The organism is Lacinutrix gracilariae, from assembly GCF_042684485.1.
GTDB classification, from domain to species: domain Bacteria; phylum Bacteroidota; class Bacteroidia; order Flavobacteriales; family Flavobacteriaceae; genus Oceanihabitans; species Oceanihabitans gracilariae.
In genome coordinates this window covers 1,776,001-1,802,692 of record NZ_JBHULM010000011.1, presented here as the reverse complement: position 1 = coordinate 1,802,692, position 26,692 = coordinate 1,776,001, and the positions used below count along the sequence as shown (strand labels likewise).

Here is a 26,692-nt window from a genome sequence, read left to right as displayed (position 1 = left end):
AGCCGTTTAACTTAAAAATGACTACAAAAAGATATAGCGGATAGCCTGACCTTACTTTACCCTTTTGTAAAGTAAGGTAACGCCATTAGTTTTATAAAAAGAAGTTCCAAACTACTCCAAAGCGAACCGTGAAGTCTCTATATGGGTAATTTGGTGCTGAATAATAATCATAACCTGTCCATGCAGAATTAAAGTGTTCTGCTTTTAAAAAGATTCTTGCTTGACGGATTTTTGCATTTATAAAGAAATCAAACCTTGGGAATTCGCCATACTCTTTTTGGTCTTGCACATATAGCTCTGCTAAAACTGGATCATAACCATTCATATAATATTTTGAGAAATAGCTAAAGGTTATTCCTGTTTGTAAAAATAGTTCTTTATTAAAGAAGTGGTTTGTATAATATAATGTATTACGTGTTACCAATTGTGGTATATTTAATGTATTGTTATTGTCTTTTACGTTTTGGTACAGTATAGTATTATGTAAGCCTAGGTTTTTATACTTTATTTCTTTTTCTACTTTTAGCTTAAAGTAGTTTATTGTTTGGTCATTTTGATAAGGCTTTATTAAACTATCTGTGGGATTACTTTTAAAATAGGTATAATCATCAATGTTTGAAAAACTCACAGATACATTAGCTATTTTATTTGACTGTAGTGCTATTTCTACTTCTTGTGTTTTTGTATTGTTAAAGTCGTTTTTCCAGTTATAGTTGATATAATCGTTTTGATACAGTTGAAAGTTGTAATTAGGCGCTTTAGAGTTTGTATTAATTTTAGCACTTACTATTGCTTCTTTATTTATAGAATAGGCTGCTTGTGCTGTTAGAAAATTACCATTAAAATCTCCAGAGATGTTTGCTCCTAATTCTGCTTGTACGTGTAATTTATTAAAAGTCTTGTTATAAGCTCCTCCTAGAGCTAACACCTGCCCTTTTAATCTGTTTGTTATCGTATTTTGATTTAAAACCACAACGTTATCATAACCATAGTTATAATCATTATGGCTAACGTTAAATTGTAAAGTTCCAATAGTTTTATTGGTGTAATTTACATTTAACTGATTATAAAAATTTTCTAGTGTTACACGTTTACTTAAATCGCTTGAACGGAATGACTCGCCAAAATAATCGGTTTCATCTTCTTGATCATATTGAAAGAATTTATCTTCAAAGGATATAATATGTCCTATACTTAACTTATTTGATGCTAAAGAATCTTTAGGTTGTATAATATTATATTGATGGTCTAAATGAAAGCGTTTTCCTTTTAATATACTTTCGGCATCTTCAAAATTAACTTCAAAAATACCTCTGTCTTTAAATTCGGGATCACCAGTTTCAAAATATATTATATTATCGTCTTGAAGTCCTCCGTTTTCTTCATTTAAAAGATCTTGAGCTACAAAATGTGCATTTGCTATATAGCGCTTATCTTTTGTGTTATAACTTGTAGTAAACCTGAAATTACCTGTACTGGTTAATATGTGTTGATACTTACCCAAGGAACGCAAGCCTTTATAAGCTATAGACATATTGAATTGCGGCGAAGTATTTACAGTAAAAAAAGCATCTACTTGTTGTCCTTGAGAAAAAGCGGTTTTATAATAAAGCTCTGTAAATGGTGTTGGAACGCGATAGTAGTTTATATCTTCAATTTCCATATAATTAAAGTGTCTAGCTCTAGCGCCAAACAATGGCATTAGCTTATCACTATTAAAATTATATGCTAGTCTGTTATAAGTTTGCCCAACATTAGAAAAAGGCAACAGCTCAAAATTATCTTTACGCAGATAATTAAACTTATACTCTTTTTTTATGGTTAGTGTAGTATCTACATGTATTGTATCTCTTCTATGAGAGATTATTAAGTAGTCTTGAATTTTAGCTTCTTCCTCTTCTTTTTTAACATTGCTAGAACTTCTATTTACTCTAGTAGCCAAAGAATCATTTGAACTATTAAACTGTTTGGTGTCTTTTACTGTTTCTTTTTCTAATTTTGGTTTCGGTGAAACTTGCGAATACCCAAAATGAAAAACACTTAATAAAAAGAATATCAGAATTTTTTGCTTCATAATTATTTTTTAGACCTTGCAACAACCTAAAGTCTATTGTTAAAATTTTGAACACCTTTGCAAAAGCTTTGGTGTTTAAAGTGGCAAAAATAGAAAATATCTAATAGGTATTAATTACAATATTACAATTTATAACAACTTGTTATTCTTAACAATTACTTAAATGCTAAAATTAAATTACTCGAAATTAAAATTTGAATGTGGTACAGACGAAGCTGGTAGAGGCTGTTTAGCTGGTCCTGTTACTGCTGCAGCTGTAATTTTGCCTGATAATTTTAAAAATAAAATCCTTAATGACTCGAAGCAATTAAGCGAAAAAAAGAGAGATTTATTAAAACCTGTTATTGAAACAGAAGCACATTGTTTTGGTTTTGCTCATGTTTTTCAGGAAGAAATTGATGAAATAAATATTCTTAATGCATCTATTCTTGCTATGCATAAGTCTATTGAAAGTTTAAAACAAACTCCTAACTTTATTATTGTTGATGGTAATAAGTTTAAACCTTATAAAAACATTCCACATGAAACCATTATAAAAGGAGATGGAAAATTTTTAAGTATTGCTGCTGCTTCGGTGTTAGCAAAAACCTATAGAGATGCATATATGAATACTATTCATGAAGAATTCCCAATGTATAACTGGAAAAAAAACAAAGGTTACCCAACAAAAGAACACAGAGAAGCCATTAAAAAATATGGTATTACAAAATACCACAGAAAATCTTTTAGACTATTACCTGAACAGATACGTTTAGACTTATAACTTATTATATTTGTACAAATTCCCTTTTACATGAAAAAAATTTGGAGCATATTCCTTCTTACTACCTTACTTATTAGTTGTACTACAACTAACAAACATATAAATACTACAGATTATATTCCAGAAAATGCTTCGGTAATCATACAAGTTAACAATTTAGAAAGTTTAAAAAGCAATTTAGATAATAACGATATTTTAGAAAATCTAGGAAATAGCGCTTTTTATACCAAGTTAAAAAAACAGTTAGCAAACCTTAAACACTTAAACACTAGTAACCCACTTTTGGTTTGTTTTAATTATGACAAAAAAGATAGTTTACAATATACTGTTATTACTAAGCAAACGCCTGGCTTGTTTGCTATAGACTCTCTTAAAAACATTAAAATAGAATCTTATGTTTATAAAAATCTATCTATAAACAAATCGCAAATTGAAAAAAACATTACTTACAACACCTTTAAGGATAGTCTTTTTATTGCTTCTTCTAGTAAAGAACTTTTAGAGACTTCATTAGTTACAACCAATAAAGACGAAGACTTAAAAACCATTTTAAAAACAAGCGATACAAAGAAACCTTTTTCTATTCTTGTAAACAATAAATACAAACAACCAATAAATACTGTTTTTGTAAACGATTCTATTTCATTTAACTCTTTTACAAACTATACGCTTGTAGATGCAGATATTAACCAAAATGCTATTATTTTAAACGGAATTACAAAAGCAACAGACTCTACAAAAAGCTTAATAAACATTTTTAAAAACACTTTAGCTAAAGAGAATAAAATTGCCAACATTGCACCTAGTAATGCCGATGGTTTTATGAGTTTTACCTTTGATGATTTTGCTGTTTTTAATGAAAACTTAAAGCAGTTTAACGCTACAGACTCTATACCTACTAACCATACGCTTTTTGATAATGTTATTGAAATTGGTGTTGTTTACCAAGGCAGCAACCAAGCCATTATATTAAATTCATTAGATGTTATTGCTACAAAAGATGCTTTATTAAACGAGCAAAACTTAGTAGAAACTTACCGACAAATAGATATTTTTAGTTTTAGTGATGCTACGTTATTTAACCAAACTTTTTCACCATTAATTACTTTTAAAAAGGCCAACTACTATGCCAACATCAATGACTTCTTTGTTTTTACTAATAATAAAGAAACCTTAGAAAACATAGTAGCAAACTACCAAAACAAAACAACGTTTAGCGAAAAAGAGTATTATAAAAGCACCAAAGAGTACCTTACAGATGCTTCGTCTTTACTTGTAGTAGCTACTCCTTCTAGCCTAAAAAACATTATAAATAAAAATATAAACGAAAGCCTAAATCTTAATCTTAATCTTAAAGATTATAAAACTTCGGCTTTACAGTTTGTGTATGACACCAACTTTGCGCATGTAAACGCTGTTATAAAAAAGAACGAAACAAAAGCAAGAGAAAACTCGGTAACCGAACAATACAACATTAAGCTTGAAGCAGATTTAATAAACAATCCGCAATTAGTTACCAACCACATTACTAAACAAAAAGAAATTGTTGTACAAGACATAAACAACAATCTATATCTTATTTCTAATAAAGGAAAAGTACTTTGGAAAAAACAACTACAAGGTGCTATTTTAGGAGAGGTACAACAAATAGACATGTACAAAAACGGAAGACTGCAATTAGCATTTACAACTCCTAACAGACTGTATGTTCTGGATAGAAAAGGAAAAGACGTTGCTCCTTTTCCTTTAAAATTTAAAGATAAAGTTACACAACCTCTTTCTGTTTTTGATTATGACAAGAATAAAAAATACCGACTATTAGTAACGCAAGACAAAAACGTTTTAATGTATGATGCCAAAGGAAAAACAGTAAAAGGCTTTAATTTTTCATCTGCAGAAAGCACTATTAACCACCAACCTCAACATTTTAGAATAGGACGTAAAGACTATTTAACCTTTAAAACAGACAACAAACTCTATATTTTAGATCGCGTTGGTAAAACAAGAGTAACACCTAAAAAGAAGTTCCTTTTTTCTAACCAAGCGCTATACCTTTATAATAACAAATTTACTACTACAACAAAAGATGGTAAACTAGTAAGTTTTAGTACTAAAGGAAGCAGTACTACCAAAAACCTTAATCTTGGTAGTAAACACCATTTAGTAACTACAACCAAAACATTAGTAGCACAGACCGAAAACAAACTAACCATAAAAAGTAAAACTTTAGATTTAGATTTTGGTAATTATGACACACCTAAACTCTTTTTCATAAACAACAAAATTTATGTTTCTGTAACAGACCTACAAACACAAAAAGTGTATTTATATGACAGTAATGGCTTATTGCAAAACAATTTTCCTGTATATGGTAATTCTGCAATAGAACTTAATAATATAGATAAAGACAGAAATTTAGAATTTGTTACTAAAGGAGAAAACAACGCTATCCTTATTTACCAAATAAACTAGCACACAAATACTTACAGAAAAATTTATCTGATTTTTTTATGTTTTTTTTGAAAAATTGTTAACTTTAGTTTCTCCTTATTATTAACTAACTACAGTGTAACCCTTAAACATAAAAAATTATGAAAACACGTTATGTAGTATTAGTACTTCTATCTTTTATTTTATTTACTCAATTTAGTTGTGATGAAGACGATATTAATAATGAGGATGAACCAGTAACATTTACCTCTACAAATTATATTTACGAAGGAGACTTACGTATATATTATTTAGAAACAAAAAACGCACAACTAGAAGCACAAATAGCTGTATGGCAACAAGTACCAGATAGCGATCCTGGTTATAATGATGCTCAAGCTAACATTGTTGAAGCAAACAACGAAATTGCAAGTAATGAAGAAGAAGCTAATGCTATAATGAGTCCTGCAAATGCTTTCTTTATTGTTAACCCAATTCCTCCTATTCCTCCTGCTCCTTCTCCTTGTTTATGTCTTATAGAATACAATACATTTAGACATATTGTTTTACAACCAGGAACAGATGAAATGAATTTAACCATTACTTCTATAGAAGATCAAAGTATAGTAGCAAGCACCAATAACAATACAGAAATAAACACGATTGCTAATACTGATGCTATTGGAAAATATCAAAGTTTTGAACTCTCTCAAGCCAATTTTACTGGTGAAGTTCTTATAACTGTAGATACAGAAACTAGAAGCTATTCTGTTTTAGCCTATCTGCAAAACCTAGAGTAGTAAACCACAGCATATTAATACTTTAAATATTTGTAAATTAGTCTTCAATTCCTTTTTTGAAGACTTTTTTATTTATGAAAACCAAAACACTTATTTTTTTTCTTTGTATAACCACATATAATTTATTTGGCCAAAGTATTAACGACTCTATATACACAAGTAATATTTACTCCTTATTTATTAAAGCAAACCAATTTATTTACACCAAACAAGATTCTGCATACCATTATTATGATAAAATAAACGCACTTGCTAAAAAGCATAAGGATTATGAAACTTTAATTAATAGCATTAATGCAACTAATAAAAGTGCGGCTCATTTTTATGATTTAGAAAAAATGAAAACCAATTTTATACAATTAGATACTATTGTTTTAAAAAATGAAGACAAATTACAAGAAAACCCAAACGCACTATTCTACACCAATTCTATACATTTAGACAAAGGCATCTATTATTATTTATTACATGATTATGAAAAATCTAGAGCAGCATTTCTTACCATAATAAACAGTACAGAAACATTACAAGAAAGCGAGTTAAATATCTATCTTCTTGATATGTTAACTAGCGCATACAGTTTTATAGCTAAAATGTATTTTAATGATGGTAAATATGATTTAGCAAAAGAATACTACACAAAAAACATACATGTATTAGAAACAAAAAAAGCAAATGACATTAAAAAAATTAATAGAAATTATAGCTTACTAGCCGAAGTTTTAAAAAACCAACAACAATACAAGGCCTCTAACCAATACTTTAAAAAATCACTGCAACACAATTTACTTTATAACGGGAACGCAAGTAGTATCATTACAGAGGCAAACCATTTATTAGAAAATTATTTAAGCACAAAACAAATAGACAGCGCTTCTTATTATCTAAACATCATAAAAAACAATCTTTCAAAAAACCACCCAAGATGGCATGTTTACCACCAAGCAAAAGCAAAAATATTACAAGCAGAAAACAACTATTTTGAAGCAGAAAAAGAGTTACAAACCGCTTTAGATCTTATACAACAAAAATGGAAAAACCAAGCGCATAATGATATTGCCAAAGCGTATAATAAAATAGGCTTACTACACGCAAAATTTAAAAATCCTGAAAAAGCTTTACAAAATTACAACCTTGCTTTGCAACAGTTTTCTAATAATAAAAACCCTTCAACCATTAACCAAACTGCTGTTTTAAAAATCTTAAAAAACAAAGCTGCTGTTTTAAATATTTTAAATAATTCTGAAAAAAGTATAGCTATAGTTAATCAAGCCATACAAATATTAGATGATATCAAACCAAGTTTTAAAAACAACACCGACAAGCTTTTTTTAATGGAAGAAGCTTTTCCTGTTTTTGAATCTGGCTTACAAGCTACTTTTAATTTATACCAAACCACCAAACAAGATTCATTAATAGACAAAGCTTTTTATTATGCCGAAAAAAGCAAATCTGCACTTTTACTTGAGGCGCTTTTAAGTACTAAAGCTACAGCATTTGCTAATATTCCTAAAGAAATTATTGAGCAAGAACAAGTACTAAAATCACAAATAAATCATATCGAAAAACAGATTAATCAATCTAAAAACAATGTGCTACAAGATCAATTATTTACACTTAAAAATACGTACAGAGCACTCATCACTACTATTGAAACGAAGTATAAAAGCTATTATGATTTAAAATACAACACGCAAGTACTTTCTGTTTCCCAATTACAAAATCAATTACAACCTGAGGATGTATTACTTTCTTACTTTTATGGTAACAACGCTATTTATACTATAGCAATTACTAAAAACTCTAAATCTATTCAGAAATATAAAATAGACAGAAATTTTGAAGAAGAAATTATTGCTATCTACCAAATGCTAAACAACCCAAAATCTGATCTTACCCTTTTAAATAATAAGACTTATCATTTCTATGAAAACCTAATAGCTCCAAGTTTGGTGAATCTGCAACAAAAAAATCTTATTATTATAGCTGATGGTCTATTAAACTATATTCCTTTTTCTAGTTTGAATACAAATCTGGATGACACAAGATACTTAGTAGAAGAGTATGCTATTAGTTATGCTAATTCTGCAACTTTATTAGAACAGCTTAACGAAAAACAAGGAATTAATAATGAAGTACTTGCCTTTGCTCCTAGTTTTAATAATACATCTTCCACGCTATTACCTTTACCTAATAATGCTTCTGAAGCTACTGATATTCTAAAATATTTTAGAGGTGAAACACTAACAAATAATCAAGCTACGTTAGAAAATTTTAATACTAAAAGCAGCAAATATGGTATTCTACATTTTGCTACACATGCAATTTTAAATGATGAAACTCCAGAATATTCTTATTTAGCATTTCAACCCAATAAAGAAAATAACAACCTTTTATATGTAAGCGATTTGTATAATTTAAACCTCAACACCAATTTAGTAACCTTAAGTGCTTGCGAAAGTGGTATAGGAAATTTAAAGCGTGGTGAAGGTTTTATGAGTCTTGCTCGCGGATTTTACTTTAGTGGTGCATCTAGTATTTCTAGTACTTTATGGAAAATAAATGATGCATCTGCCTTAAATATTATGGATGTTTTTTATAAAAACCTATCTAAAAACTCCACAAAAGATATTGCTTTACAAAAAGCGCAACAAAGCTTTTTAGAGGCAAACAAGCAAAATGCTTTAGTACATCCTTATTATTGGTCTGGATTTGTAATTTCTGGAAACACCACTGCTTTAACCTCTGGCAGTAATTTAATATGGTATTTATTAGGTGCAACTATTGTTATTATATTAGTAGTAATACTTAGAAAACGTAGAAAATAAAGAGGTGCATTACTTACAAATGATATAAAAAAACAGCTTCTTATTACAACTTTCTATTCCATTTCTGTAAAATTAAAATTCCTTGAAGAATTAAAACTATTGAAGCTCTTTTAAAAGCAACTTCGCTTTTTCTTGATTATAAGTGTAATTACCAACTAAGTTTTCTAGATATGTTTTTGCTTGGGTTTTATTTTCTTCTTTTATAGATATTAAGGCTAAATACCAAATAGATTCTGCAACAAAGTCTGTATGCTTATCTACAACTTGCGTAAATAAACGTTTTGCATTTGCAGTATCTTCTACATTTAAATAGGCTTGTGCTTTATAAAAATTAAAATACTCTTTGGTTGCTTCGGCAGGAATAGCATTTAATTTCTCTATAGTAGTTTTATAATCTCTACTTTCAAAAGCTACAAAAGCTTCACGTTCTAATGAGTTTTGCGTATCTCCTCTTGTAATGGTATATACAGTATTTGGGTAAACACTAAAATTATCATTATACATACCAGAATAGTTTGTTTTAAAAAACGAATGATAACCAAACCAACCCATTAATAATGCTATAGATGCAGCAATAGCTAGGTTTTTATAATGAAACACAAAGGTTTTAGGTTTTGTTTTTTCAGTATTAAAATATTCTGTTTTAGTGGATTTTGTTGTTGCTAAATCTTTTTCAAAACCTATAAGTTTTGCTTTTAAAGTATCTATTTCATTACTTTTTATTACTTCTTTTAAATTTTGTTCAAATAAAAACTGTGCTTTAAATTCGGCATCATTTTCTAATAAGTCTTTAAACGCAAGCTCCTGCTCTTTTGTCAAGCTGTTAGAAAAATAATGATATAGTAGATCTTGATTATTCATTGCTATTAATTTTGTGTAATAATTCTTTCTTTTAGAGTTTTCATACATCTAGATTTTGTACTTTTCACTACATTTTCACTGGTATAATCTCCTGTTTCAATAATGTCTTTTATAGTAAATCCTCTGTAATAAAATAAGGTCAATAATTCTTGACATTTTTTTCCGAGTGTAACAAAATACTTTTTTAATAAAATTTGTTCTGCAGTTAACTCTTGTTGTTCTAATTCTAAATCAGGATCTACAAGCTCTTCCCTTTCTCTAACAATAGACAAATCAAAATCTGGATGTATAGTCTTATTGTTTTTTTTCATTTTATCAAAAATCAAGTACTTACCAATACTAAATAAATAGGTAGAGATACTACTTGTAAACTCTGTAACCTTTCCTTCCATAACATTATTGTAAAAGATAATGTATGTATCTTGGTAAACATCTATATTATCCTCTTGTGATAAATTATACTTTTTAGCAAAATTTAAAAACTTGCCTCTATTGTCTTCGTATATACTTTTAAATAACTGATCAGAACCTTGTTTTAAATCTTGAACAGTAATGTTCTCTTGAACTCTATGCATTTAATACAACTAATTATTAAAGGTTAACACACTACTGCTAATTTAACTTTTTTAATTATAACTACTTAATTTTCTTATACATATATATTTTAAACACTATTAACTCTAAAATGTTAACCTTAAAACCCGTTGCACATTAAACCATACTATTAATCATAAAACCATAAATATTATGGCAACAAAACAATTTACAGTAAACTACTACAGAGCAACTTTAGGTTATCAAAACTCAGCAAATTGGGGAAATATTAATATAAAAATTCAAGGATATATTACTTGTTATGGTAGTGACCACAGATTTATCATGTATTTTTTACATGAATCAAGTCAAGTACCACAACCCACTTATAACACTACCAATAAAGTTGGTGCAATCTTTTTACCTTTTAAAAACATGCCTATTTATGGAGACATGGTACGAAATGAAAAACCTATTTATGCCTATTTAAATTCTAGTAAACCAGAATGGAATAGCATAAAAACAGCCTCTGAACCTGTATGAGAAGAAGAAAGCTAAAACATTTAATGTGTTTAACCGAAGTAAATTTACTTCGGTTTTTTTATGTCCTAATGTTAACCTTTTACGCATATGACTATTAAATAGTGTAATCTAAAAACATCTAATCATGAATTTTTTAAAATTAACACTAGTTACATTATGTGTGTGCCTAACCACAAATACACAAGCACAACTTTTAAAAAAATTAAGCAAAACAGCAGAGAGAGCTATAGAGCGTACTTTAGAAAAAAAGGTTGACCAAAAAGCAACCAAAGAAACCGAAAAAAACTTTGACTCTACTTTCAACTCTAAAAAAACCATAAAAAAAGAACCCAATAAGGTAGACAATAACACTACTTACACTACACAAGAAACTTACCAATTTACACACAAATTTGTAATGCAAATAGAAAGTAAAAAACAGGCAAGTACTATTCATTACTATTTAAACCCAAAGGCCAATTACATTGGGACTAGCGTAGATTTAGAAAACAACAATACCCAAATGATTACTGTAATGAATATGGACAACAATACTACAACCATGTTTATGGAAATGAATAATCAAAAATCACAAATGACTATTGCTCTAGACTTAGAAAGCATCACAGAAGATACTATAGAAGAACAACAAGTAAAAATTACACCAACAGGAAAAACAAAAACCATTTTAAATTTTACCTGTCATGAATATAAAGTAGAAGGCAAAGATTACTACGGAAACATTTGGGTAACACAAGATGCTGGAATTTCCTTTTCAAAATCCTTTTACAAAACAAAAGCTAAAAAAGGTTTAAACCAAGCTTGGCTATCATTGGTAAATGGGTTAACCATGGAAATGAATATTACAAACACCTCTAAAAGAAAAGAAGAAAATATGGTTATGAAATGTATTGCCTTAGAAAAAAACAACCTAACCATTAACAGCAGCGATTATAAAAAAATGATGTAAAACAACAAGTAACCAAAAACACACAGCTTTAGCTGTTAACCTTTAAAACTAAAAAAGCTATTAATTAAAAACTATAAAACTTAAAAAATGAAAACTACAATTATGAAATTATTAAAACAAAGCAGCAAACCAGTTATTACAAACAGATCTCTTTTAATAGTAGCAATACTCTTTTTGTTTGCTATACCAACAAAAGCACAAACAGCTGTTGGTGGTGGATTAGGATATAACGAAAAAATATCTGGACCAGGAGTTACCCTTAAAGGCGTTTTTAATATTACAGATAATATTGCTATTTCACCAAGTGCTTCTTACTTTTTCGGAAGCCAAATATATGGTTACCAACGTAACCTATTAGCAGGAGACCTTAATGCACATTATTATTTTAATATAATAGAAAGCAAATTAAACGTATATCCTGTAGTTGGTGCCAATTTTTCTAGCTATAAAACCGGAAACTCCTATTATGACATTTACTATGATTATGAAACAGAAAAAATTACAGACAATGCTTTTGGTGCTAATATAGGTGCTGGAGCTACTTGGAATTTTTCAGAAAAACTAAAAGTGTATTTAGAACCAAAGTATGTAGTTAGTGACTTTAGTCAAGTGGTTATAAATGCAGGAGTTTTACTCAACCTATAATACATTTTATTATAAAATAAGAATCTACAAGAAACAATTCCTGCTATTATTCTTTTATTTGAATTAGTCGTCAAATGCAAAAAAGCTTCAGACTAAAAACCTGAAGCTTTTTTATTTTCTATCCATCTATCATCTTTAAAAATATATAGTATAAAACCTACTTATCTAAAACAACAATAAATCTATAGTGTTTTTTGGGTTACTATAGTTAGGCAGGAAACTGCTGCATTAAAAGTCGGAGAAAAATATTTCGACTTTTTTTTTGATGTTATGTTAACCTTTCTAAAACACTTCCATTAAACAGTAAATAAATATTAATCAATAATAATTAAAAATTATGAAACTTTTAAAAACAACAATTTCAAAATCAAAGTATTTTCTTTTAGCACTTTTAGTAGCATTTAGTTTTTCATGCTCACCAGAAGATGGTGAAGATGGAGCTATTGGTCCTGCAGGACCTGCTGGTTCAAATGGAACTGATGGTAATGCCAACGTGCAAACATTAACTTTTGATGCTACTACTTTTGCAGGTTCTTATGACTCTGTAACAATAACAGAACTAACGCAAGATGTATTAGATAACGATGTAGTATTAAGCTATTTAACAGAAAACAACTCTGTATGGGTGCCAATACCTTGCCCTTACGATACTATTGGCTTTGACTTTTCTGTACATGTAGCTCTTTACAATGGTGGAATGGACTTAGATTACAATGATGCATCAGGTTCTGCATATACCGTTACAGCCGGAGATTTACAAACTCTTAAAGTTGTTATTATAGAATCTACAAGTACAACAGCAGGAAAAACTAATAACGGTAAACAACAAATTTACAACGAGCTTGCTCAAGCTGGTGTAAATATTAAAGACTATCAAGCTGTATGTGATTATTACGGAATTGCATATTAATCTTTATTATCCATTCATTAAAAACCGAAGTAAAAAGCTTCGGTTTTTTTAATGCCTTTTTATAACAAAATGATTAGTATTGTAGTCACAAAATTTTCAAGATGATTACACGTAAAAACGCAACCATATCCAAATTTATAATTCATAAAGTTGGTAATAAACATAACGATACAAAAAATGCATTTTCAGATAAAGAAGTACATTTTGATGAAGAAAGCTATGAACTTATGCTTCCTTTTTTATTAAGACCATTTGGCTCTGTTGTGCAAAGTTATCGTTTTAACCACCACTCTAATGTAGCTTTAAATGAAATTAATAGTTACGCAAAAAGTATTTTTAGTGATGAAGATTCCTTTGTTGAAACTTCAAAAAACATTGTAAAGCATTTATATGAGCAAAGTGATTCTGCACAAATAAAAACAGGAGATGTTTTAGTAGCGCTTTTTGAAGGTATAGAGTTTAAAGAAATGGTTACAAATGCTATTGGTATTTTTAAAATTGAAAATAAAACCAATTTCTTTCAAACCTATCTTGAAAACAATAGTTATGATGTTTTGGTGCAACAAGGTATTTCTTCTAAAAAAGTAGATAAAGGCTGTCTTATCTTAAACCAGTCTGATATGGAAGGAAATATTATTTTAAGTGTAGATAACAATAGTTATGATGCGCAATATTGGTTAGATAAATTTTTAAACATCAAGTACGCAGATGATATGAATAACCATACACATAACTATCTTGATATGTGTAGTGAGTTTTCTACTGAAATTTTAAAAACGAGTTATGGCGAACAAGAACGAAACATTTTTCTTGCAAAAACTATTGACTATTTTAAGGAAAACGAAATTATAAACGTTGAAAATTTTAAAGAAGAAATTTTTACCGAAGAAAAACACATACAACTGTTTGAAGATTTTAAAAAGGAATACGAAAGCGAACAAAACGTTTTACTACGTAACCAATTTGATCTTGCCGAAGCCGTTGTAAAAAAAGACAAAAAGAAAATTAAAACAGATATTAAGCTAGATACTAATATCCAGATTAAATTAGATATTGATGCTCCTGATGCTGCTCAAGAATATTTAGAGCGTGGTTTTGATGAAGAAAAGAAAATGTATTACTACAAAGTATTTTTTAATGCAGAAGGATAAAATATAAAACCTTCTTTTAATATATAGATTAATGTAAAACGTTATTTGTTATAACGTTTTACATTAATCTTAAAGTCCTTACTAAAACAATACAAAGATGTTTGTTTTAATAAAAATATTACATTCTTTCTGGTACATGCACTCCTAATAAACTAAATGCATTTTTAATAGTATTTGCTACTACTTGTGCTAACTGTACTCTAAACACTTTTTCATTTTCTGTATCTGCTCCAAGAATAGACACATTTTGGTAAAAAGAATTAAACTCTTTTACCAAATCATAAGTATAATTTGCAATTAAAGCAGGACTATGGTTGTCTGCCGCATTTTGTATTACTTCAGGAAAAAGTTGTAATTGTTTTACTAGTTCTTTTTCTTTTTCATGTAAAGTGACCTCTTCTACTCCTAAAGAAACAGTAGTATCTACTTCTGCTTTACGTAAAATAGATTGTATTCTTGCATAGGTATATTGTATAAAAGGTCCTGTATTACCTTGAAAGTCTATAGAACTTTTTGGATCAAACAAAATACGCTTTTTCGGGTCTACTTTTAATATGTAATATTTTAAAGCACCAAGACCTATGGTTTTGTATAGTTCTTGTTTTTCGGTTTCAGAGTAGTTTTCTAGTTTTCCTAGTTCTTGTGAAATTTCTCCTGCTGTATTAGCCATTTCCACAATTAAATCATCTGCATCTACAACAGTACCTTCTCTACTTTTCATTTTACCAGAAGGTAAATCTACCATTCCGTAACTTAAATGAAATAGATTTTTTGCCCAATCAAATCCTAGTTTTTTAAGAATTAAAAACAATACTTGAAAGTGATAATCTTGTTCATTACCAACGGTATAAACCATACCTCCTACATCTGGATAATCTTTTACACGTTGTATAGCTGTACCAATATCTTGGGTCATGTATACAGCAGTACCATCACTACGTAAAACAATTTTTTCGTCTAGACCATCTTCTGTTAAATCACACCAAACAGAACCATCTTCTTTAGTATAGAAAACGCCTGTTTTTAATCCTTCTGCTACAAACTCTTTTCCTAATAAATAGGTTTGGCTTTCATAATACAGTGTATCAAAATCTACACCTAAATTTTTATAAGTAATATTAAAACCATCATAAACCCAATTGTTCATTTTGGTCCAAAGTGCAACAACCTCATCATCTCCAGCTTCCCACTTACGCAACATTTCTTGTGCTTCAACTAAAATAGGTGCATTCTTTTTTGCTTCGTCTTCGGTTTGCCCTTTAGCAATTAAGTCTTGTATTTCCTTTTTATATTCTTGGTCAAACTTTACATAGTAATTACCAACCAATTTATCGCCTTTTAAACCTGTAGACTCTGGAGTTTCATTATTTCCAAAACGTTTCCAAGCCAACATACTTTTACAAATATGTATTCCTCTATCATTAATAATTTGCGTTTTGTATACTTTTTTACCAGAAGCTTTAATAATTTCTGCTACACTATACCCTAATAAGTTATTACGTATGTGCCCTAAATGCAAAGGTTTATTGGTATTAGGCGAAGAATACTCCACCATTACAGCTTTTTCATTAGCTGTTGGTTCTACAAAACCATAGGTAGTGTTGGTTTTAATGCTATTGAAAAAATCTACATAATAACTATCACTAATTTCTATGTTTAAAAAGCCCTTTACTACATTAAAAGCTTTTACATCTTCTACATTTTCTACCAAGTAATTACCAATAGCTTCTCCTATTTGCATTGGGTTTCCTTTTATAGCGCGTAACATAGGAAAAACAACAACGGTTATATCACCAGCAAATTCTTTTCTGGTAGCTTGAAATTCTATAGTTTCTAAGGTTACATTATAAATAGAGGTAACTGCTTGTTTTATGGTATTTGATAAAGTGTTTTGAAGACTCATTTTTCTTTTCATTTTAAGGATGCAAAGATAGTATTTTATTGCCGAAAATATTTGCTAAAAACTAGAAAGTAAAACAGCATTATTTTTTCTGTGTAGGCTTCATAACAGACCCCTTTTCTTGCTAATTGTTAAGCAATTAACTATCAAATTAGCAATATAAATTCAAATATTTTCACTTTATCTATTTTTTTTGCATTAAATCGCTTTAATTAGTTTATTAAATATGTTTTAATCAGTTTTGTGTATTAACAGTTTTATTCTAAAATAGAAATAGAATAATTCTTTTTTTATAACTAACAATCGAACAAAGCGTTTTTAATTCCCTCAAAAAAAGACTCTTAGTTGATACCTTACTTATGTAAATGTATTAAATGAGGAAACTGATAACTCTTATTTTTAGTCTTACTTTGTTTTTTGGTTTTTCTCAAACCGAAGACCTAGACAGTCTTACTATTCAATTAGCTTTTCAGAAACCTGACACTACAAAGGTTAATACATCTATACAGATAATTAAATTATTATACCACAACAAAGACTTTAACAAAGCATTACAGTTTATAAGAGAGAGCGAAAAACTTTCTAACACTTTAAGCTACTCAGCAGGTATTGCAGAAATCACCTATTACAAAGCGCTTATTTTTGCTAAAAAAGAAGATTACATAAATGCTATTGATAATTACACGAAGTCTAAAGAACTATATATAGAGCTAGGAGACACTTTAGGTGTTGCAAAAATCAACAATTGTATTGGTTTAATTGAAATAGCAAGAGGCAATTATGATAAAGGGTTACAGTTTTCACTTTCTGCCATTGAAGAACTTGAAAAACGCAATTTAAATAATGAACTCTGTGATGCCTTCAAAAATCTAGCAGAAGCCTACCATAATATGGAAGCTTATGACCAAGCTATTACGTTTTATAAAAAAACACTGCTTTGCTCAGAAAACCTAGATAGACAAGAGGCTATTATTGAAACCAATAAAAATTTAGGAGATTTATTTTATAACAAAGAAGACTACCAAAAAGCCATTTATTATTTTAATAATGTACTAACAAGTATAGATACTACAGACTCTATATTAAGAGGTGATGTTTTAACAAAAATAGGAAGCGCATATTTGGCTTTAAATAATTTAAATCAAGCCAAAGAATATGTAACTAAAGGTTTGAGATTAAGTAGAAGGCTAGATTATGACAAAGGGATTTTACAAGGTTTAAACAGTGCAGGAGAACTATACCTAAAAGAAAAAAAAACTATTGTTGCAGAGAGGCTGTTGTATGAAGCAACAACTATTGCTAGAAAACTAAAAGATAATAAAGAGTTAATAAAAAATTACGGCTTAAGAGCACAATTAGACTCTTTAGAAAGCAATTATAAACTAGCCTATATTTGGCAAAAAAGATACTACGAACTTAAAAGTAAAGTTGAAAAACAACAAGAAGAAGCTGCTTCAAAAAAATTGACGCAAACACCTATTGCTACTATTACACCTGTAGATTTAGAAGTTAATTTACAAGAAGAAAAGAAAGCTTTAATTAGTCAGCATGAAGAAGAAAAGAAAGCAAATCAAGTTGAAATAGAAAGACTAAAATTTGTTTTTTATGCATTGCTTGCTGCTTTTGCAATGGTAACTACTTTTTTAATATTAATTTATTTAAGACGTAAAAACAGAATTAAATATACAAAAGAGCTAGAAGCCAAAAACAAACAAATTAATTTACAAAACGAAGCTATTTTAGATCAATCTAGAAACCTAGAAGATATAAACACCGTTAAAGACAAACTTTTTTCTATAGTATCACATGATTTAAAAGACTCTATTACTTCTATTAAAGGGTTTATTGATTTATTAAAAGAAGGTTCATTAAGTCAAGAAGAATTTAACCAACTTATACCAGAACTAAGTGATAATGCTAACAATGCGTCTTTACTTTTATTTAATTTACTTAATTGGTCTAAATCACAAATGCAATCTTTAGAGTCTAAGCCTAGCTTATTTGATGTACAAGAAGTTTTTGAAGATAAAATAAAACTTATTGAACGAAAGACAGAGAAAAAAGGAATTAAGGTTGAAGATAATTCTTTACGTGACTTTGTTTATGCAGACAGAAGTATGGTAGAAATTATTATACAAAACTTACTTACTAATGCGGTTAAGTTTTGTAAATATGGAGATACTATAAGTATTGAAAACCATATTAGTAATGGTAAATGTTTAATTAGTATTGGCGACACTGGTGTTGGTATCTCTAAAGAAAACCAAGACCAATTATTTAAAAGTAACTCTTTTACTACCATTGGTACTAAAAATGAAAAAGGCACTGGATTAGGTTTAACCATTTGTAAAGAATTGGTAGAACTTAATCATGGCAGAATTTGGGTAGAAAGCACAGAAAATATTGGTAGCACTTTTTATGTAGAGCTACCAAAAACAAATCCTTCTGGAGGCTTTTAATTTTTTGGTAAAAACACTTCTGCCATCATACAACGTGCACTACCACCACCACAAGACTCAATAGTATGTAAACTACTACTAACAATTTGGCAATGCTTTTCTATAAGTTTAACTTGTGATGGCGTTAAACTAGTATGAGCAGCTTCACTCATAATTAAAAAACGTTTTTGGTCTTTACCTCTTACTTGTAACATATTACCTGCAAAACTAGCTACTTGGTCTTCGGTTATTCTAATAACTTCTTTACCACTTTCTTGTAAATGTTTTACAACGTTTTTACGTTCTTTTTTATCATCTATACTATCTAAGCAAATAACAGCAAATGTTTCTGCTAAACACATCATTACATTGGTATGGTAAATAGCTAAACGCTCTCCTTCTACAGTTTGATTGGCTGTAAAAACAACTGGAGTATACTCAAAATCTTCACAAAACTCTATAAACAAACTTTCGTCTGCACGAGCAGATAAAGCACAATACGCGATACTGTTTTCTCTATCTAGAATTAAGCTTCCTGTTCCTTCAAGAAAAACGCCTTCTTCTTCAGCACTAGTATAATCTACAATATTATCAATTACAAAACCTTCTTTTTCTAAGGTTTCTAAAACATCTTCACGTCTTTCATTTCTTCTATTTTCGGCAAACATTGGGTAAATACCAACGGTTCCGTTTTCATGAAATGAAATCCAATTGTTAGGAAAAATAGAATCTGGAGTATCAAATTCTTCCGTATCACTAACCACTACAACATGAACACCTATACCTCGTAATTTTTCTACAAAATTATCAAACTCTCTTTGCGCTTTAACATTTTCTGTTTCAGGCAATACGCTATCTGCTTCTTTTTGGTAATAATTATTTACAGCAGTTTGCTCATTCCTCCTAAAGTTTATAGGACGAATCATTAAAATAGTGTTTGTTGTTTGTTGCATGTTCTCTTTTTTTAGCGAAGCAAAACTAAGCTAAATTATTGTAATTTTCATCTATAAATCAAACCCAATTGAAAATTGCCAAACTCTATTTCTAGGACTTCCTTGATCTTCATATATATCCCCTAATCCTAAATGGTATCTTACACCAAGACTTACTCCGTTATTGGTTTTAAATCCTCCTCCAAAATTAATTCCCCAATCTAATTTATTAGGTTCAAATTCTTGTGAAGTATCAAATAAGTTAAAACTACTATCAAAGGTTTCTTTATGTGAAATAGCAAAACCTGCTTGTGGACCAACTTCTAAATAAAAGCTATCTTCTGGATACATTTTAAATAGTAATGGTATATTAATATAATCTAATTTTTGAGTAAAAGTACCTCCATTACTCTTGACTTGATAACCTTGTTGTGAGTATTGAAGTTCTAATTGAAGCGCTACAGCTTTAGAAACAAAAGACTCTCCATAAATACCAACATGAAAACTATGTCTTTGTCCTGTTTCTTCTTCGCCATCAAAACTTACTGCTGCTAAATTATATCCTCCTTTTAAACCAAAGTTAGATGCGTTTGTGTTTTCTTCTTGTGCATTACTAGTAAAAATTAAGCATAGCAATGCTATAGTTATTAAATATCCTTTTTTCATTTTTTTACAATTTTATTAATTATTTACCTCCATTAGCTTGCAAGTCTGCAATACATTGAGCGTCTAATTGTGGAGCCGAACCTCCTGTAATTAAATTGGCAATTCCGTCACCTGTTTCTGCTGCATAATACATTAAGCAATTTTCTTCATTGCAATGTTTTGGGTGCGTTGCATCTTCGTGATCAGACTGTAAATCGGTTCCTAAGTTTGTTAATCCTAAAAGATGTCCAAACTCATGTGTTATTACTGTAGTTTCTAATAAACTTCTACTAGGTTCTAAAGCACTATCACTATAACCATGTATGGTTTCTTCGTATATTACAAAAGAGGTATTTCTATATGCTGTACCTAAAACCACACCTTCACTTGTATTATTAGCAGAGGCTCCATCTGCAAAAAATGCCCAAACAGTTATTTGATTTTCTGTATTATAAGCAGTTCTATTAGCATCTTCAATGGCTCTTATTTCGGTATTGGTATAAGGCGCATTTCCTGGTGAAGCTATTGCTCTTTTTTCAACTGTAATACCATTAGGTTTAAAGGTTCTTGCTTCTAAAAAAGCTACAAAGTTATTGATTGCTGTTTGTGATGGCTCAAAACCTTCAACATAAACCAACTCAATTAACATGCTTGTATAGGTAGCGTCTGATAGTAAATCATTAGCAGAGCTTCCTGTGTTTTGTTGGTTAGCACTTGTAGTACTATTATTATTGTTATTATTAGATAAATTCAAAGAAGCTTCATCTGTTGTACAAGCTACAATTGCTACCAAAAAACTAATTACAAACATTATCTTTTTCATCTTAGGTGTTTTTATAAACAGCTGCTAGAAAATCTAGCAGCTGTTTTATTAATATTGGCTTTATTATTTTAAAATAATATTACACTTGTGAAAGTACTAAAGTAATTGCTGTATTTGTTGTGCTTTGTAACACAATACTAGAGTTACTATAACTTACTACTTGCCAATCATGGTTTAACAAACTAAAAGTAGCATCACCTGTAAAATTAAGGCTTAAATAAACTTCCATTTGCGAAGTTACTTCATAAGTACCTTGAACATCACTTACTGCTGTATTTACTGTGTTTTCTGCAACAATACTTAAATCGTTTGCAAAGTCTATAGTAAATTCTGCATAATCATTAGCAGTATTAATTCCTGCATTAACAAAAGACTCTACTTGAAAAAGACCATCTACTAAAATTTCTTCTAAAGCATCTGCATCTTCTTCTGCGTCTTCCATAGCTTCTTCATCATTTATACAATCATTAATACTTGCTTGTAAAGAAGTGTCACTAGTTATTGTTGTAGAACTACCACTAGCAAAATCAATATTTATTGGGTAATTAATAGAAAACAACTCATCATTACTAAAATCATTCATGTAAGCGTATAGTTGTTGTTCTGACTCTAATACAACACTTCCTGTTTGTTCAAGCGTAAGACTATATGTTAATATAGTAATAGGAAACTCAATGTCTAAACAAGATATTGCTGCTTCACCTTCTGCTTCTGCAGTTTCACATGCATCTACTAAAGCATCATACTCTGCTTGATTAGTAACAACAACTTCTGTATAGTTACTTAAAGCAACTGTTAACGGAAACTGAAGCACTACTGTATCATCATCTGTATTAAACTCTCCTAAAATATTTAAAACTTGCTCATAGTCTGTTTGGCTAACAATGGTTAATGTTGTTCCGTTTACTGTTGCTGTAACAGGTAATAAAATAGAAGAACATGAAACTCCGTCTAAAAAATCATCAAAAGAGCCATCATACATTGAGGTTCTTATTAAATTATCTGCGGTTTGTGAATCTGCAGTATTGGTGTTTGGGTTTTCACCACTTTCATTATCTATTTCGTCTTGACAAGACACAAATGAGAATAATGCCATAAATACAATTGATGTGATTAATTTTAAATTTTTCATAATTTTTTATTGTTTACAAATTTAACTTTATTTTTTTAACGAAAATTTCGCTTTCTATAAGTAAGACAACTCAATTTCAATTTACCCTACCTTTTTTTTAATTTATTTGATTTAGTATTAAAATGGATGTTATAATTAATGACATGATCAATATTATTAGTGTAAACTCAATTAACTCTAAAGTTCTGTCTTCCATATCATTTCGGTTTTTGGTTAGTATACTTGTAAGACATTTAAAAAACATTTCACCCTACTTGATTAAAAATATATTATCTTAGAATTTTAATATTCCTTTTTAAGAATATGGACAAACCCACTGATAACCTTTGCAAAGAATCTACTTTTAATGCCTTTTACACAAAACAGGTTCAAGCAGCTAGTAACTTTGCTTTTTACAAGTGTGGAGATAAAGACCATGCTCTAGATTTAGTACAAGATGCTTTTTCTAAAATTTGGGTGAACTGCTCAAAAATTGACTATACAAAAGCAAAAACATATTTATTTACTACTGTCAATAATTTGTTTTTAAATACCATAAAGCACAAAAAAGTAGTTTTAGAATATGCTAAAACCTCTCCTTATCAAGACACTAATAACCAAAACCCTGAGTATTTATTAGAAGAAGAGGAATTTAAAGTAAAATTGCAAAATGCTATTGCGTCATTAACAGATGGACAAAGAGAAGTTTTTTTATTAAATAGAATTGAAGGTAAAAAATACAGAGAAATTGCCGAACTATTAAACCTATCTCAAAAAGCAGTAGAAAAAAGAATGTCTGCAGCTTTAAAAGCTTTAAGAGCAGAAATAGAAAACATTTAATCATATTATGGTAGGGTAAAAACAAATGTAATTGTCTTACTATTAGAATGCTAAAAAATGAAACAAGAAAAAGACATATTAAAATGGTTTAACCAAGAGCTTTCTGAAAAGGAAATTGCTAATTTAAAAGCAAGCCAAAAAACAGAAACGCTTAGTAAGATAGCACATTATGCTTCGCAATTAGAAGCACCAGAAATTGATGCACAAAAAGCTTTAGAAGATTTTAAAACTAGAAAATTATCTAAAAAAGAAACAAAAGTAAAAACCTTAAACTATAAACAATTTTTAAGAATAGCTGCTGTTTTTGCTATCTTATTAACCTCATCTTATTTTTTATTTTTCAACAACTTACAGTCTTTTGAAACACAATACGCAGAAACAGAAACAGTACAACTTCCTGATAATTCTGAAGTTGTATTAAACGCTGGCTCTAAATTAAGTTTCAATAAAAAATCCTGGAAAAACAAAAGAGACTTAGAGCTAGATGGTGAAGCCTTTTTTAAGGTTGCAAAAGGGAAAAAATTTACAGTACATACAGACGCAGGAACTGTACAAGTTTTAGGAACCCAATTTAATGTAAAAGAAAGAGAAAACTTTTTTGAAGTTACCTGTTATGAAGGTTTAGTAAGTGTTACCTTTAATAACGAAACTATAAAATTAGCTAAAGGAAAGTCTTTTAGAATTTTAAACAATAATGTAGAATTTAAAGATATTGATGCTACAAATCCGTCTTGGTTACAACAAGAATCTAGCTTTACAAATATACCTTTAAGTCAAGTAATTGAAGAATTAGAAAGACAATACAACCTACAAATTGATGCTACTAGTGTAGATACAAACCAATTATTTACAGGAACCTTTACACACAACAACAAAGATATAGCGTTACAATCTGTAACTATTCCTTTAAAATTAAGTTATAGTATTACTGGTAAAAATGTTACTTTCAAAAACTATGACGCTAACTAGATGTATTTTTTACATACTATTCTTTTTTACATGTATAAGTTATAGCCAAACTACTACAGCAAAAAAGCCACTTCCTTCTATACTGAACTCTATAGAAGAAAAGTTTGATGTAAAATTCTCATACTCTGTAGATGATGTAAATAATGTAGTTATTGAAAGTCCTTCACCACAATATACCTTAAACCAAACTATAGCGTACTTAAACAACAAAACGCTTTTAAATTTTAAGCTTTTAAATGAGAGGTATATAACCGTTTCTATAGTTAATAAAACCATAGATATTTGTGGTATTATACTAGCACAAGAAAACAATACACCTTTATTAGGAGCCACTATTATTATTACTAATACGCAAATAGGAACAGCTACAAATTACTCAGGTAAATTTAAACTTACCAATGTACCTAGTAATGCTACACTAAGTATATCCTATTTAGGCTATGCCACCAAACAGCTAAAAGCAAATTACTTTTTTAATGAAGAAAACAATTGTAAAACCATTATTTTAAAAGAAACCAACCAAGAGTTAAACCCTATTACTATTACTAAATTTTTAACTACAGGTTTACAAAAAAGAATAGATGGTAGTACTGTTTTAAATACCGAAAAATTTGGCATACTTCCAGGTTTGATAGAACCAGATATACTAGAGTCTATTCAAGCGCTTCCAGGAATTGAAAGTGCTAATGAAAGTATAGCTAATATAAACGTAAGAGGCGGAACCAATGATCAAAACTTAATGCTTTGGGATAATATTAAAATGTACCATTCCGGACATTTCTTCGGACTGATTTCTGCCTATAATCCATACCTAACAAACAAAGTTATTGTTAGCAAAAACGGAACAAGCAGTGCTTTTAGTGATGGTGTTTCAAGTACTATAAACATGTTTAGTAAAGATCATATTACCAATACATTTTCTGGAGGAGCTGGTATAAATTTAATTAGCGCTGATGCTTTTTTACAAATACCTATTTCTAAAAAATTAGAATTTCATGTATCTGGTCGTCGTTCATTTACAGATTATTATAGCACACCAACCTATGATAATTATTTTAAACGAAGCTTTCAAGATAGCGATATCAATACCCAAGAAATAAACCAGAGTAATACCTCATCAAACTTTTACTTTTATGACTACTCTGCAAAACTTTTATTTAATCTAAACCCAAAACATAAATTTCGTGCTAACATCATTGGTATATTTAATAATTTAGATTACGCCGAAACGCTTACAGATACAAACCAAGAAACTACTTCTAAAAACAGTTATTTATCACAAGAAAATTTAGGGTTTGGCGGAAATTGGCAAGCACAATGGAGTAAGAAATTTAAAACCAAACTTATTGCTTATTCTTCAAAATACACTGTAGAAGCAGATGACTACACAGTACAAACAGACCAACGCTTACAACAAGGTAATGAAGTGTTAGAAACCGGATTAAAACTTAACACACATGTTTTAGTTTCTAATCATTTTTCACTGTTAAACGGTTATCAATTTAATGAAACCGGAATATTAAACAAAACCTTAGTTAGCAACCCTTCTTATATTAAAGAGAAAAAAGATGTACTCTTAAATCACGCCTTTTTTACCGAAGGAGAATATAAAAAAAACAGTACCTATTTAAGGCTAGGTGTGCGTGTTAATTACTTTCAAAAGTTTAACAAATTACTTATTGAACCACGATTAAACTTCAGACAAAATATATTTAAACATCTAGCAGTAAAACTAGAAGGCGAATTCAAAAATCAATCTACAACCCAAATAGTAGATTTTCAAGATGATTTTTTAGGTGTTGAAAATAGACGATGGATTTTAGCAAATCAAGAAAACATACCAATAACAACAAGTAAACAAGGCTCTTTTGGCTTAGAGTTTAATAAAAAAAATTTTCATGTAGATCTTACTAGTTTTTATAAAAAAGTAGAAGGTATAACTGCATCTAACCAAGGATTCTATAACAACTTTCAATACCTAAATGCTACAGGTAACTACACATCTAAAGGATTAGAATTTTTAACGAATGTAACTGCTGCTAAATACAGTACCTGGTTAAGCTACACCTATAGCATAAACAATTATTTTTTTGAAAGCTTTACGCCTAAACAGTTTCCTAACAATACAGATATTAGACATTCTATTTCTTTAGCTTTTAATTATAATATTTTTAAACGCTTACAAATTTCATTAGGTAGTATTTACAGAACAGGAATACCTTATACCAAACCATTAGAAGATAACGAAACCATACAAGTTGGTAGTTTTTATCAAGTAAATTATGATGTACCTAACAAAGAAAACTTAGATCCTTTTATTCGTTTTGATGCATCATTAAATTACAAACTTAATATTTCTAAAAAAGTGCAATCATCACTAAGAGTTGGTATTAAAAACATTACCAACCAAGACAATGTTATTAATCGTTATTACACTGTAGATGAAAACAATAAGCAGAAAGCAATTCAGGTAGATAACAAATCGTTAAGCTTTACTCCTAACGCCAGCCTAAGATTCAACTTTTAAAGTCTTTTTGTATTAAATC

At 29.3% G+C, this 26,692-nt stretch carries 21 protein-coding genes; 13 read left to right on the top strand and 8 right to left on the bottom strand.

Annotation, left to right across the window (positions count from 1 at the left end; genetic code table 11):
• Window positions 1-91: 91 nt before the first annotated feature.
• Entirely contained in the window at window positions 92-2,074 is a 1,983-nt protein-coding gene (locus ACFSSB_RS14915) for a putative porin (RefSeq protein ID WP_379905661.1), read from the bottom strand.
• 163 nt (window positions 2,075-2,237) lie between these two features.
• Between ACFSSB_RS14915 and ACFSSB_RS14910 the strand changes: the two genes are divergently transcribed.
• The 4 genes from ACFSSB_RS14910 (at window position 2,238) to ACFSSB_RS14895 (ending at window position 8,895) form a co-directional block, all read left to right on the top strand.
• Window positions 2,238-2,837, top strand: a complete 600-nt coding sequence (locus ACFSSB_RS14910; RefSeq protein WP_379905659.1) for a ribonuclease HII — start codon at window positions 2,238-2,240, stop codon at window positions 2,835-2,837.
• 30 nt (window positions 2,838-2,867) lie between these two features.
• A complete protein-coding gene (locus ACFSSB_RS14905) occupies window positions 2,868-5,309 on the top strand; it encodes a ribonuclease HII (RefSeq protein ID WP_379905657.1) in 2,442 nt (813 codons plus the stop codon).
• 119 nt (window positions 5,310-5,428) lie between these two features.
• A complete protein-coding gene (locus ACFSSB_RS14900; RefSeq protein WP_379905655.1) occupies window positions 5,429-6,067 on the top strand; it encodes a hypothetical protein in 639 nt (212 codons plus the stop codon).
• A gap of 74 nt (window positions 6,068-6,141) precedes the next feature.
• Window positions 6,142-8,895: a CHAT domain-containing protein gene (locus ACFSSB_RS14895; protein ID WP_379905653.1), complete on the top strand. Its 2,754-nt coding sequence runs from the start codon at window positions 6,142-6,144 to the stop codon at window positions 8,893-8,895.
• Between the two features lie 96 nt (window positions 8,896-8,991).
• On the opposite strand, the gene ACFSSB_RS14890 is transcribed toward ACFSSB_RS14895, so the two are convergent.
• Both ACFSSB_RS14890 and ACFSSB_RS14885 read right to left on the bottom strand, forming a co-directional pair.
• Window positions 8,992-9,756 (bottom strand): tetratricopeptide repeat protein, encoded by a 765-nt coding sequence (locus ACFSSB_RS14890; RefSeq protein WP_379905651.1) that lies wholly within the window; start codon window positions 9,754-9,756, stop codon window positions 8,992-8,994.
• Between the two features lie 5 nt (window positions 9,757-9,761).
• Window positions 9,762-10,331 (bottom strand): RNA polymerase sigma factor, encoded by a 570-nt coding sequence (locus ACFSSB_RS14885; protein ID WP_379905649.1) that lies wholly within the window; start codon window positions 10,329-10,331, stop codon window positions 9,762-9,764.
• A gap of 172 nt (window positions 10,332-10,503) precedes the next feature.
• On the opposite strand from ACFSSB_RS14885, the gene ACFSSB_RS14880 reads away from it, so the two are divergent.
• From ACFSSB_RS14880 to ACFSSB_RS14860, 5 genes are all read left to right on the top strand, one after another.
• Window positions 10,504-10,833 carry a hypothetical protein gene (locus ACFSSB_RS14880; protein ID WP_379905647.1) on the top strand — a complete coding sequence of 110 codons (330 nt, stop codon included), beginning with the start codon at window positions 10,504-10,506 and terminating at the stop codon, window positions 10,831-10,833.
• 124 nt (window positions 10,834-10,957) lie between these two features.
• On the top strand, window positions 10,958-11,782 hold the full coding sequence (locus tag ACFSSB_RS14875; protein WP_379905645.1) for a DUF4412 domain-containing protein: 825 nt from the start codon (window positions 10,958-10,960) through the stop codon (window positions 11,780-11,782).
• Window positions 11,783-11,869: 87 nt separating this feature from the next.
• Entirely contained in the window at window positions 11,870-12,427 is a 558-nt protein-coding gene (locus ACFSSB_RS14870) for an outer membrane beta-barrel protein (RefSeq protein WP_379905643.1), read from the top strand.
• 337 nt (window positions 12,428-12,764) lie between these two features.
• Window positions 12,765-13,337 (top strand): hypothetical protein, encoded by a 573-nt coding sequence (locus ACFSSB_RS14865; protein ID WP_379905641.1) that lies wholly within the window; start codon window positions 12,765-12,767, stop codon window positions 13,335-13,337.
• Window positions 13,338-13,438: 101 nt separating this feature from the next.
• The gene (locus tag ACFSSB_RS14860; protein WP_379905639.1) at window positions 13,439-14,488 is read left to right on the top strand and encodes a nucleoid-associated protein; all 1,050 of its coding nucleotides are present in this window, start codon (window positions 13,439-13,441) and stop codon (window positions 14,486-14,488) included.
• Between the two features lie 118 nt (window positions 14,489-14,606).
• On the opposite strand, the gene argS is transcribed toward ACFSSB_RS14860, so the two are convergent.
• Window positions 14,607-16,391 (bottom strand): arginine--tRNA ligase, encoded by a 1,785-nt coding sequence (gene argS / locus ACFSSB_RS14855; RefSeq protein ID WP_379905637.1) that lies wholly within the window; start codon window positions 16,389-16,391, stop codon window positions 14,607-14,609.
• Window positions 16,392-16,762: 371 nt separating this feature from the next.
• Here argS and ACFSSB_RS14850 point away from each other — a divergent pair, with 371 nt between their 5' ends.
• Window positions 16,763-18,847: a tetratricopeptide repeat-containing sensor histidine kinase gene (locus tag ACFSSB_RS14850; protein WP_379905635.1), complete on the top strand. Its 2,085-nt coding sequence runs from the start codon at window positions 16,763-16,765 to the stop codon at window positions 18,845-18,847.
• On the opposite strand, the gene ctlX is transcribed toward ACFSSB_RS14850, so the two are convergent.
• The 4 genes from ctlX to ACFSSB_RS14830 all read right to left on the bottom strand — a co-directional run bounded on the left by ctlX (window position 18,844) and on the right by ACFSSB_RS14830 (window position 22,358).
• Window positions 18,844-19,779 (bottom strand): citrulline utilization hydrolase CtlX, encoded by a 936-nt coding sequence (gene ctlX, locus ACFSSB_RS14845; protein WP_379905633.1) that lies wholly within the window; start codon window positions 19,777-19,779, stop codon window positions 18,844-18,846. The genes ACFSSB_RS14850 and ctlX overlap by 4 nt on opposite strands.
• Before the next feature lie 51 nt (window positions 19,780-19,830).
• A complete protein-coding gene (locus tag ACFSSB_RS14840) occupies window positions 19,831-20,424 on the bottom strand; it encodes a porin family protein (RefSeq protein ID WP_379905631.1) in 594 nt (197 codons plus the stop codon).
• 19 nt (window positions 20,425-20,443) lie between these two features.
• A complete protein-coding gene (locus ACFSSB_RS14835; RefSeq protein WP_379905629.1) occupies window positions 20,444-21,226 on the bottom strand; it encodes a membrane metalloprotease in 783 nt (260 codons plus the stop codon).
• Window positions 21,227-21,305: 79 nt separating this feature from the next.
• Complete coding sequence (locus ACFSSB_RS14830; RefSeq protein ID WP_379905627.1) at window positions 21,306-22,358, bottom strand: hypothetical protein; 1,053 nt, start codon at window positions 22,356-22,358, stop codon at window positions 21,306-21,308.
• A 303-nt stretch (window positions 22,359-22,661) separates the two neighbouring features.
• Between ACFSSB_RS14830 and ACFSSB_RS14825 the strand changes: the two genes are divergently transcribed.
• Genes ACFSSB_RS14825 through ACFSSB_RS14815 form a run of 3 tightly spaced genes read left to right on the top strand, consistent with a single transcriptional unit; the run spans window position 22,662 to window position 26,673 of the window.
• Complete coding sequence (locus ACFSSB_RS14825) at window positions 22,662-23,177, top strand: RNA polymerase sigma factor (RefSeq protein WP_379905625.1); 516 nt, start codon at window positions 22,662-22,664, stop codon at window positions 23,175-23,177.
• A 57-nt stretch (window positions 23,178-23,234) separates the two neighbouring features.
• On the top strand, window positions 23,235-24,146 hold the full coding sequence (locus tag ACFSSB_RS14820; RefSeq protein WP_379905623.1) for a FecR family protein: 912 nt from the start codon (window positions 23,235-23,237) through the stop codon (window positions 24,144-24,146).
• Window positions 24,133-26,673 (top strand): TonB-dependent receptor, encoded by a 2,541-nt coding sequence (locus ACFSSB_RS14815; RefSeq protein WP_379905621.1) that lies wholly within the window; start codon window positions 24,133-24,135, stop codon window positions 26,671-26,673. The genes ACFSSB_RS14820 and ACFSSB_RS14815 overlap by 14 nt, the downstream gene beginning before the upstream one ends.
• Window positions 26,674-26,692: the final 19 nt, after the last annotated feature.